Genomic DNA, 14,374 nt, shown 5'->3' with positions numbered 1-14,374 from the left:
ACTGCCTGGTAAAGCAGGCCGGCCTATCGGGCGACCCAGCCTAGCGTTCGCTGCGCCAGCACGTCGCGTGCTGGAGTAAAAAGTTCCATTGCCATCAGTCCGGCGTTGCGACCCGCAACCAGCGGCGACCAGCGGTTAGCAAACAGCTGCACCAGTCCGTCGGTAACGCCAATTGTCGCCTCTTTGTCACTCTGGCGGCGCTGCTGATAGCCGTGTAGCACGGACCAGGATCCGATGTCGCTGTTCTCTGCCCGCGCATCAGCCAGCGTCTCGGCCAGGCTCATCACATCGCGCATACCGAGGTTGAACCCCTGCCCGGCGATGGGATGCAGCGTCTGCGCGGCGTTGCCCACCAGCACCACGCGGTGCGATACCGGCGATGAAGCGGTGGTTAACGCCAGCGGATAGACATTGCGGGTGCCCGTGTGGACAATGCGCCCAAGCCGCCAGCCGAACGCGCTTTGCAACTCGTGGCAGAAGCGTTCATCGGACCAGGCCATCACCTCATCGCGCTTCTCCAGTGGATGACACCAGACCAGCGAGTAGCGCCCCTGCGACATAGGCAGCAACGCCAGTGGGCCGTGCTCGGTGAAGCGCTCGAAGGCTCTCCCCTGGCCGGCAACCGAGGTAGTGACGTTGGCGATCGCCGCCACCTGATGATATGGCGTCTGCTGCCAGCCGATGCCGCACTGCGCTGCCAGCGCCGAGCGCGAGCCGTCCGCCGCCACCAGCAGGCTTCCCTGCAGCGTTTTACCGCTCTCCAGGGTCACGCTGACGCCCTCCTCGCTGCGGGTGAAACCGCTGACCCGGTCAGGACAGTGCAGCGTGACGCCAGGCGCGCGGCGTAACAGCGAAAAGAGCCGCTGCCCCACCTCGTGCAGCTCCACGACGTGTCCGAGGGCATCAACGCGGTAGTCCTGCGCCTCCAGCGTCACAAAGCCCGCATGGCCGCGATCGCTCACGTGAACGGTGGTGATGGGGGTGGCGCACGAAGCAATATGCTGCCAGATACCGATCCGCGCCAGATGCTGGCAGGTGCCCTCAGCCAGCGCGATAGCGCGGGCATCAAAACCAGGATGTGTCTGCTCTTCCGGAGCGGTGGCTTCGATAAGATGCACCGGCAGCGTGCCGTGCGTCAGGCGCGAGATAGCCAGCGCAAGCGTAGCGCCGGTCATCCCGCCGCCAACGATAATTACGCTCATGAATGCTTCGCCGCCGCCATCAGCGCCTCGATCTCATCGGCTTTCTTCACTACGCTGGCAGTCAGGTTCTCGTTGCCGTTTTCGGTGATAAGGATGTCATCCTCGATACGAATACCAATGCCACGGTACTGAGGTGGCACGTCGGCATCCGGGGCGATATAGAGACCCGGTTCAACGGTCAGCACCATGCCCGGCTCAAGGGTGCGCGAGCGGTCAGCCCCGTAAACGCCGACGTCGTGAACGTCCAGCCCCAACCAGTGGCTCAGGCCGTGCATAAAGAAAGCGCGGTGGGCATTATCGGTGATCAGCTGGTCAACGTCGCCTTTCAGGATATCGAGCTTCACTAGCCCGGTAACCATGATGCGCACCACTTCGCCGGTCACCTCCTGAATAGAGGTGCCCGGACGGAACAGGGTTAACGCGGCGTCGAGCGAGGCCAGCACGATGTCATAGATCTCGCGCTGCGCCGGGGTAAATTTGCCGTTAATCGGGAAGGTGCGGGTGATATCCCCCGCGTAGCCCTGATACTCGCACCCGGCGTCGATCAGCACCAGCTCACCGTCGCGCAGCTCGCTTTCGTTCTCGGTGTAGTGCAGGATGCAGCCGTTTTCACCGCCGCCGACGATGGTATTGTACGACGCAAAGCGTGCGCCGTGGCGGTTGAACTCGTGGAGGATCTCGCCTTCGAGCTGGTATTCGAACATGCCCGGACGGCAGGTCTGCATCGCCCGGGTATGGGCCAGCGCGCTGATCTCCCCCGCGCGGCGCAGAATATCCATCTCTTCCGGGGATTTAAACAGGCGCATCTCATGGACAATGGGACGCCAGTCGGTAACAGAAGCCGGTGCGGTAAGATTCTGCCGGGATCCTTTACGCAGCTTATCCAGCGCGGTGAAGAGGATCCCATCCGCATAGCGATATTCGCCCTGCGCGTGGTAAACCACGTCGAGACCGTTAAGCAGCTGGTAGAGTTGCTCGTCGATTTCACTGAACGCCAGCGCCCGATCCACGCCTAACTTCTCCGGCGCGGCCTCCTGGCCCAGCCGACGGCCAAACCAGATCTCTGCGGTTTTATCCCGCAGGCGGTTAAACAGTACGCTGTGATTGTGGGTGTCATCGCTCTTGATCAGCACCAGCACCGCCTCAGGCTCGTTAAAGCCGGTGAAGTACCAGAAGTCGCTGTTTTGACGGTAGGGATATTCACTGTCGGCGCTGCGGGTCGCCTCCGGCGCGGAGAAGATCAGCGCCGCGCTGGCCGGGGCCATCTGTGCGAGTAGCGCCTGGCGGCGGCGAAGAAACTCAGACTGGGTCATGACACCTCCTTTTTAGCATTCAGTACGACGCTTAATGTAGCGTTGGCTTACGCACTTCCGGTGCGGTCGGCTGTGGGCGGGTAAACGTATCGTGGCAGAGCAGCGCCGCCACGCGGACGTACTCCACGATCTCTTCGAGCGACATCTCCAGCTCTTCCTGGTCTTCGTCCTCGTCGTACCCCAGCTGCGCGATGTTGCGCAGATCGTCGATGGCTTCGCCGGTATCGCCGGTGACCTTATCGAGCTTTGGCTGCGTGACGCCCAGCCCCAGCAGGAAGTGGTTTACCCAACCCGCCATCGCGTCGGCGCGGTCAAATACGCTGACCTCATCACCGTCCGGCAGGAAGAGCTGGAACTGGAAGCCATCGTCTTCCAGCGCGTCGCTGGTGGCGGCGTGCATCTTGCGCAGCGCCTCGGCCAGCTCGTGGCCAAACGCCAGACCTTCGTTAGTGAGATCGTGCAGCAGCGGTTGCCACGAGCTGTCGTTATTGCCGCCGCAAAGCATCCCGCCGATCAGACCGTGCATCTCGGCGGGCGTTAAGCCAACACCCTGTTGGTTGAGTAACTGGTTCAATTCATTGTAACCAGGCATTTCGTTCTGTATTGACATGCGCATTCGTCGTCGTTGGGAGAAAGATTCATGGTATGCTACCACTTTGGACCCTGGTGATATAGCCGTCAGCTTTCGCCAAACATGCGTTTGCGACCTTTACGTATAGGTTTCTTTTTACGGCTATGTTAAGAGAATAGGCTAAGAGTTCAGGTTATGAGAATCTGCTTGAATCCTCTAACCAGGGTAGCTATAGTGTCGCCCCTTCGCAGCCATGACTCGGTTGCCAAGGTAGAGCGCAGTCAAACAGCAGGAAGGTGTCATGTCTGCACAACCCGTCGATATCCAAATTTTTGGCCGTTCACTGCGCGTGAACTGTCCGCCTGAACAGCGGGACGCTCTTAATCAGGCTGCAGATGATCTCAATCAGCGGTTGCAAGATCTGAAAGTACGCACTAGAGTCACAAATACTGAGCAGCTCGTTTTCATCGCCGCGTTGAACATTAGCTACGAACTGGCTCAGGAAAAGGCAAAAACCCGCGACTACGCATCCAGCATGGAGCAGCGTATTCGACTGTTACAGCAGACCATCGAACAGGCATTGCTTGATCAGGGTCGCATAAACGAAAGACCGGGGCCTAAGTTTGAATAACACTTCAAGGTCGACTATGGTAGAGTGACCGTGAAGAAAAAATTTCTCTGAGATGTTCGCAAGCGGGCCAGTCCCCTGAGCCGATATTTCATACCACAAGAATGTGGCGCTCCATGGTTGGTGAGCATGCTCGGTTCGTCCGAGAAGCCTTAAAACTATGACGACATATTCACCTTGAACCAAGGGTTCAAGGGTTACAGCCTGCGGCGGCATCTCGGAGATTCCCCTTCCTCTACCTGATACCATGACATCACTCGCGCTACCCGTTTCATCCCGACAGCTCATTCGCCAGCAAATCCGCCAGCGTCGCCGTGCGCTAAGCAGCGACGAGCAGCGTAACTACGCCCAGCAGGCCGCTAACCGCATGATGGCATTCCCGCCGATGGTGCTGGCCCATACCGTGGCGCTGTTTCTCTCCTTTGACGGCGAGCTTGATACCCGTCCGCTGATCGAGCAGCTCTGGCGCAGCGGCAAACGCGTCTGTCTGCCGGTTTTGCACCCCTTCAGCCCCGGCAATCTGCTGTTTCTGCACTACCATCCTGAGAGCGAACTGGTGGTGAATCATCTGAAAATTTATGAGCCCAGGCTCGACCTGCGCGACGTCACGCCGCTTGATAAGCTGGATGTGTTAGTCACGCCGCTGGTGGCCTTTGATAATCAGGGGCAACGGCTGGGAATGGGAGGCGGTTTTTACGATCGCACGCTGCAGAAGTGGCAGCAGCACGGCTTTACGCCGGTAGGCTACGCCCATGATTGCCAGCAGGTCGATGCCCTGCCGGTAGAAGAGTGGGATATCCCCTTGCCTGCGGTGGTGACCCCTTCGCAGACGTGGCAGTGGTAGGCCCGGCAGGCACGCCGGGCACAACGGATCAGTAGAGCAGGCGCGCGCGGATGGTACCCGCAATGCCCTTCATGCTCTGCAGCGCTTTCTGCGCCACCTCTTCTTCCGCTTCGATATCGATCACCACGTAGCCCATCTGCGGCGTCGTTTGCAGATACTGGGCAGCAATGTTGACCCCCTGCTCGGCAAAGATCTGGTTGATGGCGGTCAGCACGCCAGGGCGGTTCTCATGAATATGCAGCAGACGACGGCCGCCGTGCAGCGGCAGGGATACTTCCGGGAAGTTCACGGCAGAGAGCGTAGAGCCGTTGTCTGAATATTTCGCCAGCTTGCCCGCCACTTCGAGGCCGATGTTCTCCTGCGCTTCCTGCGTAGAGCCGCCGATGTGCGGGGTCAGAATGACGTTGTCGAACTCACAGAGCGGAGACTCAAACGGATCGCTGTTGGTCGCCGGCTCGGTCGGGAAGACGTCGATAGCCGCGCCCGCCAGGTGCTTGTTACGCAGCGCGTCGCACAGGGCCGGGATATCGACAACCGTGCCGCGTGCGGCGTTGATCAGCAGCGAGCCGGGCTTCATCAGGGCCAGCTCTTCGACGCCGATCATGTTCTTTGTTGAGGCGTTTTCCGGCACGTGCAGGCTCACCACATCGCTCATGTTCAGCAGGTCAGAGAGGTGCTGAACCTGGGTCGCATTGCCCAGCGGCAGCTTGCTTTCGATATCGTAGAAGAAGACGTTCATCCCCAGCGACTCCGCCAGAATGCCCAGCTGGGTGCCGATATGGCCGTAGCCGATAATACCGAGCTTCTTGCCACGCGCTTCATAGGAGCCCGCGGCAAGCTTGTTCCAGACGCCGCGATGCGCCTTGGCGTTCGCTTCCGGAATGCCGCGCATCAGCAGCAGCAGCTCGCCGATCACCAGCTCCGCCACCGAGCGGGTGTTGGAGAACGGGGCGTTGAATACCGGTACGCCGCGTTTGGCGGCCGCGTTGAGGTCAACCTGGTTGGTGCCGATGCAGAAGCAGCCGACGGCGACCAGCTTCTCTGCGGCAGCAAAAATCTCTTCCGTCAGATGGGTACGGGAACGCAGGCCGATGAAATGGGCATCACGGATCGACTCTTTCAGCTGGGCGCTGTCCAGCGCACCCTTGTGATATTCGATATTGGTGTAACCCGCCGCACGAAGGCTATCCAGCGCTTTCTGGTGTACGCCTTCGACCAGCAGAAACTTAATTTTGTCTTTTTCCAGTGATACTTTTGCCATTTCCCCGACCCTGTTATTTTCTAAATCAATGTGTGTTCGCTTTAGCCAACATATCAAAAAAAACTATTGCGGCAATATGAACGTTTGCGTCGGCGGTATGAAGAAAAGTCACGCAGCGAAGTTTGGCAGAGGAAAATGCTGGCAGATTGGCGAAACGGCGGCAGGATCGCCAGCGGCTGGCTGAAAACGTGACACAAGTCACCAAATTCAGCCAGGGAAAATTTTTTTCAACGGCAAGAGCGGCTTGCCGTCAGATCATTTTACGATAGTTTTCACCCCGTCGGCGGTGCCAATCAGCGCCACATCCGCGCCACGGTTGGCGAACAGCCCGACGGTCACTACGCCTGGAATGCCGTTGATCGCATTTTCCAGCGCCACAGGATCGATAATCTCCAGGCCGTGCACGTCGAGAATCACGTTACCGTTGTCGGTCACTACGCCCTGGCGGTATTCCGGACGGCCGCCCAGCTTCACCAGCTGGCGGGCAACGGCGCTGCGGGCCATAGGAATAACTTCTACCGGCAGCGGGAAGTTGCCCAGTATGGCGACCTCTTTTGACGAATCGGCAATACAGATAAACTTATCCGCCACGGAGGCGATGATTTTTTCGCGAGTCAGCGCCGCGCCGCCGCCTTTGATCATCTGCATCTGGCCGTTGATCTCATCCGCACCGTCCACGTAAATTCCAAGACGATCGACTTCGTTGAGATCGAACACGGTGATACCAAGGGATTTCAGCTTCTCGGTGGAGGCGTCAGAGCTGGAGACCGCCCCTTCAATCTGCCCTTTCATCGTGCCCAGCGCATCGATAAAGTGCGCCGCCGTTGAACCGGTGCCAACCCCAACAATGGTGCCTGGCTCAACGTAGTTTAGCGCCGCCCAGCCTACTGCTTTTTTTAGTTCATCCTGCGTCATGATCGTTTGCCTGTGGTGTGGAGACTCAGCGCGCATTATAAGGCATCGATCGTTAAAATGTCCCTGTGATCCATGTCACAACTCTAAGTGAAAACCGCAGGCGTGCATTTCGTCTGTATCGAACGAAAATTTATGTCATAGTGCTGTTAATCACACTTTGGAGCATCTCTTAGCAATGAAACGTCCGGACTACAGAACACTACAGGCGCTTGATGCGGTCATTCGTGAACGCGGGTTCGAGCGTGCCGCGCAAAAACTGTGTATTACCCAGTCCGCCGTCTCACAACGTATCAAACAGCTGGAAAATATGTTCGGCCAGCCGCTGCTGGTTCGCACCGTGCCGCCGCGTCCGACCGAGCAGGGCCAGAAGCTGCTGGCGCTGCTGCGTCAGGTTGAGCTGTTAGAAGATGAGTGGCTGGGGGATGAGCAGACCGGCTCGACGCCGCTGCTGCTCTCCCTGGCGGTCAACGCCGACAGCCTGGCGACCTGGCTGCTGCCCGCGCTGGCGCCGGTGCTGGTCGACTCACCGATCCGCCTGAATCTGCAGGTGGAAGATGAGACCCGGACCCAGGAGCGTCTGCGCCGGGGTGAAGTGGTCGGGGCAGTCAGTATCCAGTCCCAGGCGCTGCCAAGCTGCCTGGTGGATCGGCTCGGCGCCCTCGACTATCTGTTTGTGGGCTCAAAAGCTTTTGCCGAACGCTACTTCCCCAACGGCGTTACCCGCTCGGCGCTGCTGAAGGCGCCGGCGGTGGCGTTTGACCATCTCGACGACATGCATCAGGCCTTTTTGCAGCAGAACTTCGATCTGCCGCCGGGCAGCGTACCGTGCCATATTGTTAACTCGTCCGAAGCCTTTGTGCAGCTGGCGCGTCAGGGGACGACCTGCTGCATGATCCCGCATCTGCAGATCGAGCGTGAGCTGGACAGCGGCGAGCTGATTGACCTGACCCCGGGCCTGTTCCAGCGCCGGATGCTCTTCTGGCACCGCTTCGCGCCGGAGAGCCGCATGATGCGCAACGTCACCGAAGCGCTGCTGGCCCACGGTCGCCGTGTGCTGCGTCAGGATTAACGTCTCCCTCCCCTGCGCGCGTTGCAGGGGCATCTTGTCTTCCTCGCGTTAAAATCTTTGCAACCGCCCGCAAAAATTCACAAATCAGACGATAAAAAATGACGTCCGCCACGCTCTTTTTTGCTGGCGACAGGGAATAAAAAAAAGCTCAGCATATTTGTAAATCATCAGACAACTCAGGGCCTTAACGATGCCCTGCGGTGTTGTTTTGCAAAAATTCTGAGGGCTGTGGAATGGCTAACAGGCTGGATTGGGAGAAGCTGGCAAACAGAGAGTTAAGCCGGCGGGAACAGACGGTTGAGGCGCTGGTGTGCCATACCGCTGAAGGTATTGATGTGAAACCGCTCTATACCGAGGAGGACTTGCAGGGTCTGGAGGTTACTGGCTCGCTCCCCGGCCTGGCGCCCTTCGTGCGCGGTCCTCGCGCCACCATGTATACCGCCCAGCCCTGGACCATCCGCCAGTACGCGGGCTTTTCCACCGCCAGGGAGTCTAATGCCTTCTACCGCCGCAACCTGGCGGCCGGGCAGAAAGGTCTCTCCGTGGCATTTGATCTCGCCACCCATCGCGGCTACGACTCCGATAACCCACGCGTGGCGGGCGACGTGGGGAAAGCCGGTGTGGCCATTGATACCGTGGAAGATATGAAGGTGCTGTTCGACCAGATCCCGCTGGATAAGATGTCGGTCTCGATGACCATGAACGGCGCGGTGCTGCCTGTCATGGCGTTCTATATTGTCGCCGCCGAGGAGCAGGGCGTTAACCCCGCGCAGCTTACCGGCACCATTCAGAACGATATCTTAAAAGAGTACCTCTGCCGCAATACCTATATCTATCCGCCTAAACCCTCCATGCGCATCATCTCCGATATCATCGCCTGGTGCTCGCAGCATATGCCGCGCTTTAACACCATCAGCATCAGCGGCTACCACATGGGAGAGGCGGGCGCGAACTGCGTTCAGCAGGTGGCGTTTACCCTTGCCGACGGGATTGAGTATATCCGCGCGGCGCTGGCCGCCGGGTTGAAAATCGATGAGTTCGCCCCCCGGCTGTCGTTTTTCTTTGGCATTGGCATGGATCTGTTTATGCACGTCGCCATGCTGCGTGCAGCCCGCTACCTGTGGAGTGAAGCGGTGAGCGCCTTTGGCGCCAAAGATGCCAAATCACTGGCGCTGCGCACGCACTGCCAAACATCCGGCTGGAGCCTGACCGAGCAGGATCCCTATAACAACATTATCCGCACCACCATTGAAGCGCTCGGCGCGACCCTCGGCGGCACCCAGTCTCTGCACACCAACGCCTTTGACGAAGCGCTCGGCCTGCCAACGGACTTCTCCGCGCGCATCGCCCGCAATACGCAGATCGTCCTGCAGGAGGAGTCGGGGATATGCCGCACCGTCGATCCGCTGGCAGGCTCCTACTATGTCGAATCCCTGACCGACCGGATCGTCAAGGAGGCCCGGGCGATTATGCAGCAGGTCGACGAGGTAGGCGGGATGGCTCGAGCCATTGAAATCGGCCTGCCGAAACGGATGATTGAAGAGGCCGCTGCGCGGGAGCAGTCACTGATCGATCAGGGGAAACGGGTGATTGTCGGCGTCAATAAATACCGGCTCGATAAAGAGGCGGAAACCCCGGTGCTGGATATCGATAACGTGAAGGTGCGCAACGAGCAGATAGCGCAGCTCAATCAGATCCGCGCCACGCGCGACGGCGCAGCGGTGCAGGCTGCGCTCAACGCTCTGCATCAGGCGGCGCTGCATGACGGCAACCTGCTCGATGCCGCCATTGTGGCCGCCCGGGCGCGGGCTACGCTGGGCGAAATCTCCGACGCGCTGGAGGCCGCTTTTGACCGTTACCTGGTGCCGAGCCAGTGCGTGACCGGCGTTATTGCGCAAAGCTATCACCAGAGCGAAAAAGAGGCCGCCGACTTTGACGCCATCCTCGCGCAAACGGCGCTATTTTACGAAGAGCATGGCCGTCGCCCGCGCATCCTGATTGCCAAAATGGGTCAGGATGGTCATGACCGGGGGGCCAAGGTGATCGCCAGCGCCTACTCGGATCTGGGCTTTGATGTCGATCTTAGTCCCATGTTCTCTACGCCTGATGAGATTGCCCGCCTGGCGGTGGAGAACGACGTCCACGTTATCGGTGCCTCCTCACTGGCGGCAGGCCATAAAACGCTGATCCCAGAGCTGATTGACGCGCTAAAAGCCTTTGGGCGGGAGGATATTTGTGTTGTGGCGGGTGGGGTCATCCCGCCGCAGGATTACGCTTTCCTCTTCGAACGCGGCGTAGCGGCCATCTATGGCCCCGGCACGCCGATGCTGACCAGCGTACGCGACGTGCTCGCTAAAATTGGCCGCCAGCATGATTAACGACGCAACGCTGACAAGCTACGTAGCGCGGATCAGGCTTGGCGATCGCGTGGCGCTGGCGCAGGCGATGACGCTGCTGGAGAGCAGCCATGCGCGTCATCAGGCGCTCAGCGCCAAGCTGCTCGATACCCTCATGCCCGATACGGGCAACGCCCTTCGTCTTGGCATTACCGGTACGCCAGGGGCAGGCAAGAGCACCTTTCTCGACGCTTTCGGCATGCTGCTGGTTGGCGAAGGCCATCGCGTTGCGGTCATTGCCGTCGATCCCAGCAGCCCGGTAAGCGGCGGCAGTATTCTGGGGGATAAAACCCGCATGAGCGCCCTCTCCCGCTCCAGCGACGCTTTTATCCGCCCGGTTCCCTCCGGCGGCTACGCGGGTGGTACCAGCCAGCGCGCCCGCGAACTGATCTTGCTGGCGGAGGCCGCAGGTTACGACGTGGTGATGGTAGAAACCGTCGGCGTCGGCCAGTCCGAAACGGAGGTGGCCAACATGGTGGACTGCTTTATCTCGCTACAGATAGCAGGCGGCGGCGATGAGCTACAGGGGATCAAGAAGGGCATCATGGAGATGGCCGATCTTATCGTTATCAACAAAGATGACGGCGATAACCGGCAAAACGTTGCTGCGACCCGGCAGATGTACCAGAGCGCGCTGCATATTCTCCGGCGGAAGTATCCTCAGTGGCAACCGCAGGTGCTGAGCTGTAGCGCTCAGGAGAAGCGCGGCATTGACGCTGTGTGGCAGAGCATCAACGCCTTTTACGCCACGCTCTCACACAGCGGTGAGCTGGCCGCCCTGCGTCAGAGGCAGGCCATCGCGTGGCTGCATCAGCAAAGTGAAGATGCGCTCCTGCGCCTGGTGTTTACCCAGCCTGACTTCGTCGATGCTTACCAGCAGACAGAGCAGGCCGTTGCGCAAAACCTGCTCTCCCCCCGGGCTGGCATGGCGCGGATCCAGCAGTTTATGCAACGCCGTTTTCATATTTAAGGGAATATAACTATGTCGTATCAGTATGTGAATGTCCTGATCGCCAACCGCGTGGGCATCATTGAATTTAACTATGCACGCAAGCTCAACGCGCTGAGCAAGGTCTTTATCGACGATCTGCTCCAGGCGCTGCACGATCTTAACAATGCCGACATCCGCTGCGTGATCCTGCGCGCGCCCGCAGGATCAAAAGTCTTCTCCGCCGGACATGATATTCATGAGCTGCCTGCCGGGCGACGCGATCCGCTCTCCTACGACGATCCGCTGCGGCAGATCGCCCGTACAATCCAAAAGTATCCCAAACCGGTGATCTCTATGGTCGAGGGCAGCGTGTGGGGCGGTGCGTTTGAGATGATCATGAGCTCCGACATTATTGTCGCCGCCAGCACCTCAACCTTCTCCATGACGCCGGTCAATCTTGGCGTCCCCTACAACCTGGTGGGGATCCATAACCTGACGCGGGATGCCGGTTTCCACATCGTTAAAGAGCTGATCTTCACCGCCTCGCCAATCACTGCCCAGCGTGCGCTGGCGGTGGGCATTCTCAACCATGTGGTCGACGCCGCAGAGCTGGAGGATTTCACCCTGCAGTTGGCGCACACTATCTCCGAGAAGGCTCCGCTGGCTATCGCAGTGATCAAAGAGGAGCTTCGCGTGCTCGGTGAAGCGCACACCATGAACTCAGACGAGTTTGAACGTATCCAGGGCATGCGGCGCGAAGTGTATGACAGCCACGACTACCAGGAGGGGATGAACGCCTTTCTGGAAAAACGTAAACCGGTATTTATTGGCCGTTAAACAGAGCGGGATAAGGAGCGGCATATGCAATCTGCTTTCCCAAGGATGAGCGCTGACGAGGCGGCGGAATTTATTCATCACGATGATATGGTAGCCTTCAGCGGTTTTACCCCTGCCGGCTCACCGAAAGCGCTGCCCATTGCCATTGCCCAGCGAGCCGTCAATTTCCATCAACGGCAGCAGGCATTCCAGATCCGCCTGCTAACCGGGGCATCAATCGGGGCCGATGCCGACGACGCGCTGGCCGACGCCGACGCGGTGGCCTGGCGTGCACCCTACCAGACCGCACCGGCTCTGCGGGAGAAGATCAACCGGGGCCAGGTGAACTTCGTCGATCTGCATTTGAGCGAAGTGGCGCAGATGGTTAACTACGGCTTTTTCGGGCCGATCGATGTGGCGGTGATCGAAGCCAGCCGGGTGGCAGATGACGGCCGCATCTGGCTTACCAGCGGTATTGGTAACGCGCCTACCTGGCTACATAACGCCAGGCGAGTCATTATTGAACTCAATCGCTACCACTCCCCACGTGTGGCAGAGCTGGCGGATATTGTGATGCCGGGTCTGCCGCCACGGCGCAACAGCGTACCGATTTTTCATACGCTGGATCGCATTGGCACGCAGTATGTGCAGATCGACCCGGCAAAGATTGTCGCCATTGTCGAGACCGAACTGCCCGATGCTGGCAACGCGCTGGAAAGGGCGAATCCGGTAAGTCAGCAGATCGCCGATAACGTCGTAGCCTTCCTGTTAAACGAGATGGCGCTTGGCCGCCTGCCGCCGGAGTTTTTACCGCTGCAAAGCGGCGTGGGCAACATCAACAATGCGGTGATGGCACGGTTGGGGGAAAACAGCGATATCCCACCGTTTATGATGTACTCCGAAGTCCTGCAGGAGTCGGTGGTGCATCTGCTGGAGAGCGGAAAGATCGCCGGCGCGAGCGCCTCCAGCCTGACGGTTTCCCGCGCCTCGCTGGAGAAGATTTACGACAATATGGACTTCTTCGCCAGCCGTATTGTGCTGCGCCCGCAGGAGATCTCGAATAATCCGGAGATCATTCGTCGTCTGGGGGTAATCGCACTAAACGTTGGGTTAGAGTTTGATATCTACGGCCACGCTAACTCGACCCACGTTGCTGGCGTCACCTTGATGAACGGTATCGGCGGCAGCGCCGACTTCGAACGTAACGCGTATCTGTCGATCTTTATGGCGCCCTCCACCGCTAAAGCGGGAAAGATCTCCACCATTGTGCCGATGTGTAGCCATGTCGATCACAGCGAACACAGCGTCAAAGTCATTGTGACCGAGCAGGGCGTCGCCGATTTGCGCGGGCTATCACCGCTGCAGCGGGCGCAGGCCATTATTGATAACTGCGCGCACCCGCTCTATCGCGACTGTCTACACCGCTACCTTAGTAATGCACCGGGGGGGCATCTACGTCACGATCTGGAACACGCCTTCGATCTGCATAGAAATTTGATTGCCTGCGGATCGATGCTTGGCGAGAGTTAGCCTCCCTCGCGATCGTCGGCGATGCGCTGGATCATCGTCGACGTTGCGCGATGATGCCTGAGGGAGTAGAGGTACTCGCGCATATACATCGGTTGATGTGGCGCATCGAAATACTTTAGCGTCGCAGGGTTAACCAGCCGCCATGCAAAGTGCGGGATCACCGTCAGAAACTGACCACGCTCTACCGCGCTGATTTTTGCCATAAAACTATATGGCCGATAGATAATGGTGGGATGGATACCGCAGGGGTGCATGTAACCATCCAGCAGGGATTCAAAATTCGCCCGGTTTTGAAAGCGCATTTGCAGCCAGGGCAATTCGCTCAGCAGCTCTGCCGGCTGCCGCTCCTCATACTGTCGCGATACCAGAAAGCCCAGCCGCAGCGGAGCGAGTTCATTGACCGCTAAATTCTCCAGGTTAACCAGGCGCTGGGATACCTGTTGAGGGGAGATAATAAAATCGAGCCGACGATCGAGCAGATCGTCAATCACCGCATTTTCACTGAACTCAAAGGGCTGCACGGTGATGCCGTCGTATTTATCGCTCAGGCTGATAAGTTGGTCAAAGATGATCGTTGGGTAGGTATTGTCGATCCCCAGTACGATATTTCTCTTACTGGCTGCCCGATGGCCGATCTCATTATCGATTGCCGCCAGCCGCTGATAGATTGGAAACAGCTTCTGATAAAGCTCCTGCCCGGCTTTGTTAAGGCTGATGCTGTTATCTTTGCGGTTAAACAGCGCATAGCCTATCTGCGCTTCCAGCGCGGCGATACTTTTACCAAACGGCGAGGCGGTCATGTGGATCTTCGCTGCCGCCTTCACAATGCTGTTGGTCTGCGCCAGTAGTATAAAGTTGCGCATCTTTTTTGAGATAAAAATGTCCATCGCTTCCTCCC

Annotated in this window: 13 protein-coding genes and 1 other RNA gene; 8 read left to right on the top strand and 6 right to left on the bottom strand. The window is 58.6% G+C overall.

The genetic code is table 11. The features are described 5' to 3' along the window. Positions 1-23: 23 nt before the first annotated feature. From ubiH to RTX96_RS13615, 3 genes are read right to left on the bottom strand one after another with little or no spacing between them, the layout of a single operon-like run. A complete protein-coding gene (ubiH, locus tag RTX96_RS13625; RefSeq protein WP_312671362.1) occupies positions 24-1,202 on the bottom strand; it encodes a 2-octaprenyl-6-methoxyphenyl hydroxylase in 1,179 nt (392 codons plus the stop codon). Beyond that, the gene (pepP, locus tag RTX96_RS13620) at positions 1,199-2,515 is read right to left on the bottom strand and encodes a Xaa-Pro aminopeptidase (protein WP_103818420.1); all 1,317 of its coding nucleotides are present in this window, start codon (positions 2,513-2,515) and stop codon (positions 1,199-1,201) included. The genes ubiH and pepP overlap by 4 nt, the downstream gene beginning before the upstream one ends. Before the next feature lie 31 nt (positions 2,516-2,546). Next, entirely contained in the window at positions 2,547-3,125 is a 579-nt protein-coding gene (locus tag RTX96_RS13615) for a YecA family protein (RefSeq protein ID WP_141092904.1), read from the bottom strand. A 262-nt stretch (positions 3,126-3,387) separates the two neighbouring features. On the opposite strand from RTX96_RS13615, the gene zapA reads away from it, so the two are divergent. The 3 genes from zapA (at position 3,388) to RTX96_RS13600 (ending at position 4,558) form a co-directional block, all read left to right on the top strand. Next, positions 3,388-3,717, top strand: coding sequence for a cell division protein ZapA (zapA, locus tag RTX96_RS13610; RefSeq protein WP_103818422.1), 330 nt, complete (start codon positions 3,388-3,390; stop codon positions 3,715-3,717). A 41-nt stretch (positions 3,718-3,758) separates the two neighbouring features. Further along, positions 3,759-3,942, top strand: a non-coding RNA gene (ssrS, locus tag RTX96_RS13605) — 6S RNA. Positions 3,943-3,961: 19 nt separating this feature from the next. Further along, positions 3,962-4,558: a 5-formyltetrahydrofolate cyclo-ligase gene (locus tag RTX96_RS13600; protein WP_312671361.1), complete on the top strand. Its 597-nt coding sequence runs from the start codon at positions 3,962-3,964 to the stop codon at positions 4,556-4,558. A gap of 28 nt (positions 4,559-4,586) precedes the next feature. Here the strand turns inward: RTX96_RS13600 and serA are convergent, their stop codons facing one another. Both serA and rpiA read right to left on the bottom strand, forming a co-directional pair. Then, complete coding sequence (gene serA, locus RTX96_RS13595; protein ID WP_103818424.1) at positions 4,587-5,819, bottom strand: phosphoglycerate dehydrogenase; 1,233 nt, start codon at positions 5,817-5,819, stop codon at positions 4,587-4,589. A 255-nt stretch (positions 5,820-6,074) separates the two neighbouring features. Next, positions 6,075-6,734, bottom strand: a complete 660-nt coding sequence (gene rpiA, locus RTX96_RS13590; RefSeq protein ID WP_312671360.1) for a ribose-5-phosphate isomerase RpiA — start codon at positions 6,732-6,734, stop codon at positions 6,075-6,077. A gap of 175 nt (positions 6,735-6,909) precedes the next feature. Here rpiA and argP point away from each other — a divergent pair, with 175 nt between their 5' ends. From argP to RTX96_RS13565, 5 genes are all read left to right on the top strand, one after another. Next, positions 6,910-7,803: a DNA-binding transcriptional regulator ArgP gene (gene argP, locus RTX96_RS13585; RefSeq protein ID WP_103818426.1), complete on the top strand. Its 894-nt coding sequence runs from the start codon at positions 6,910-6,912 to the stop codon at positions 7,801-7,803. A 233-nt stretch (positions 7,804-8,036) separates the two neighbouring features. Next, a complete protein-coding gene (scpA, locus tag RTX96_RS13580) occupies positions 8,037-10,181 on the top strand; it encodes a methylmalonyl-CoA mutase (protein ID WP_312671359.1) in 2,145 nt (714 codons plus the stop codon). Then, the gene (gene meaB / locus RTX96_RS13575) at positions 10,174-11,169 is read left to right on the top strand and encodes a methylmalonyl Co-A mutase-associated GTPase MeaB (RefSeq protein ID WP_312671358.1); all 996 of its coding nucleotides are present in this window, start codon (positions 10,174-10,176) and stop codon (positions 11,167-11,169) included. The genes scpA and meaB overlap by 8 nt, the downstream gene beginning before the upstream one ends. A gap of 12 nt (positions 11,170-11,181) precedes the next feature. Continuing rightward, positions 11,182-11,967 carry a methylmalonyl-CoA decarboxylase gene (scpB, locus tag RTX96_RS13570; RefSeq protein ID WP_103818429.1) on the top strand — a complete coding sequence of 262 codons (786 nt, stop codon included), beginning with the start codon at positions 11,182-11,184 and terminating at the stop codon, positions 11,965-11,967. A 24-nt stretch (positions 11,968-11,991) separates the two neighbouring features. Then, the gene (locus RTX96_RS13565; RefSeq protein ID WP_312671357.1) at positions 11,992-13,476 is read left to right on the top strand and encodes a succinate CoA transferase; all 1,485 of its coding nucleotides are present in this window, start codon (positions 11,992-11,994) and stop codon (positions 13,474-13,476) included. Here RTX96_RS13565 and srsR read toward each other — a convergent pair. Beyond that, entirely contained in the window at positions 13,473-14,363 is an 891-nt protein-coding gene (srsR, locus tag RTX96_RS13560; RefSeq protein ID WP_312671356.1) for a LysR family transcriptional regulator SrsR, read from the bottom strand. The genes RTX96_RS13565 and srsR overlap by 4 nt on opposite strands. Positions 14,364-14,374 lie beyond the last annotated feature (11 nt).

Source organism: Pseudescherichia sp. (genome assembly GCF_032052675.1).
Lineage (GTDB): Bacteria > Pseudomonadota > Gammaproteobacteria > Enterobacterales > Enterobacteriaceae > Pseudescherichia.
The sequence above is the reverse complement of the archived record's forward strand: the minus strand, read 5'-3'. Positions and strand labels throughout refer to the sequence as shown.

Bases quoted from the DNA above. Each gene is read 5' to 3' on its own strand.
- argP (WP_103818426.1), top strand. From the start codon at position 6,910: ATGAAACGTCCGGACTACAGAACACTACAGGCGCTTGATGCGGTCATT.
- zapA (WP_103818422.1), top strand. From the start codon at position 3,388: ATGTCTGCACAACCCGTCGATATCCAAATTTTTGGCCGTTCACTGCGC.
- RTX96_RS13600 (WP_312671361.1), top strand. From the start codon at position 3,962: ATGACATCACTCGCGCTACCCGTTTCATCCCGACAGCTCATTCGCCAG.
- serA (WP_103818424.1), bottom strand. From the start codon at position 5,819: ATGGCAAAAGTATCACTGGAAAAAGACAAAATTAAGTTTCTGCTGGTC.
- scpA (WP_312671359.1), top strand. From the start codon at position 8,037: ATGGCTAACAGGCTGGATTGGGAGAAGCTGGCAAACAGAGAGTTAAGC.
- RTX96_RS13565 (WP_312671357.1), top strand. From the start codon at position 11,992: ATGCAATCTGCTTTCCCAAGGATGAGCGCTGACGAGGCGGCGGAATTT.
- scpB (WP_103818429.1), top strand. From the start codon at position 11,182: ATGTCGTATCAGTATGTGAATGTCCTGATCGCCAACCGCGTGGGCATC.
- RTX96_RS13615 (WP_141092904.1), bottom strand. From the start codon at position 3,125: ATGTCAATACAGAACGAAATGCCTGGTTACAATGAATTGAACCAGTTA.
- pepP (WP_103818420.1), bottom strand. From the start codon at position 2,515: ATGACCCAGTCTGAGTTTCTTCGCCGCCGCCAGGCGCTACTCGCACAG.
- rpiA (WP_312671360.1), bottom strand. From the start codon at position 6,734: ATGACGCAGGATGAACTAAAAAAAGCAGTAGGCTGGGCGGCGCTAAAC.
- srsR (WP_312671356.1), bottom strand. From the start codon at position 14,363: ATGGACATTTTTATCTCAAAAAAGATGCGCAACTTTATACTACTGGCG.
- meaB (WP_312671358.1), top strand. From the start codon at position 10,174: ATGATTAACGACGCAACGCTGACAAGCTACGTAGCGCGGATCAGGCTT.
- ubiH (WP_312671362.1), bottom strand. From the start codon at position 1,202: ATGAGCGTAATTATCGTTGGCGGCGGGATGACCGGCGCTACGCTTGCG.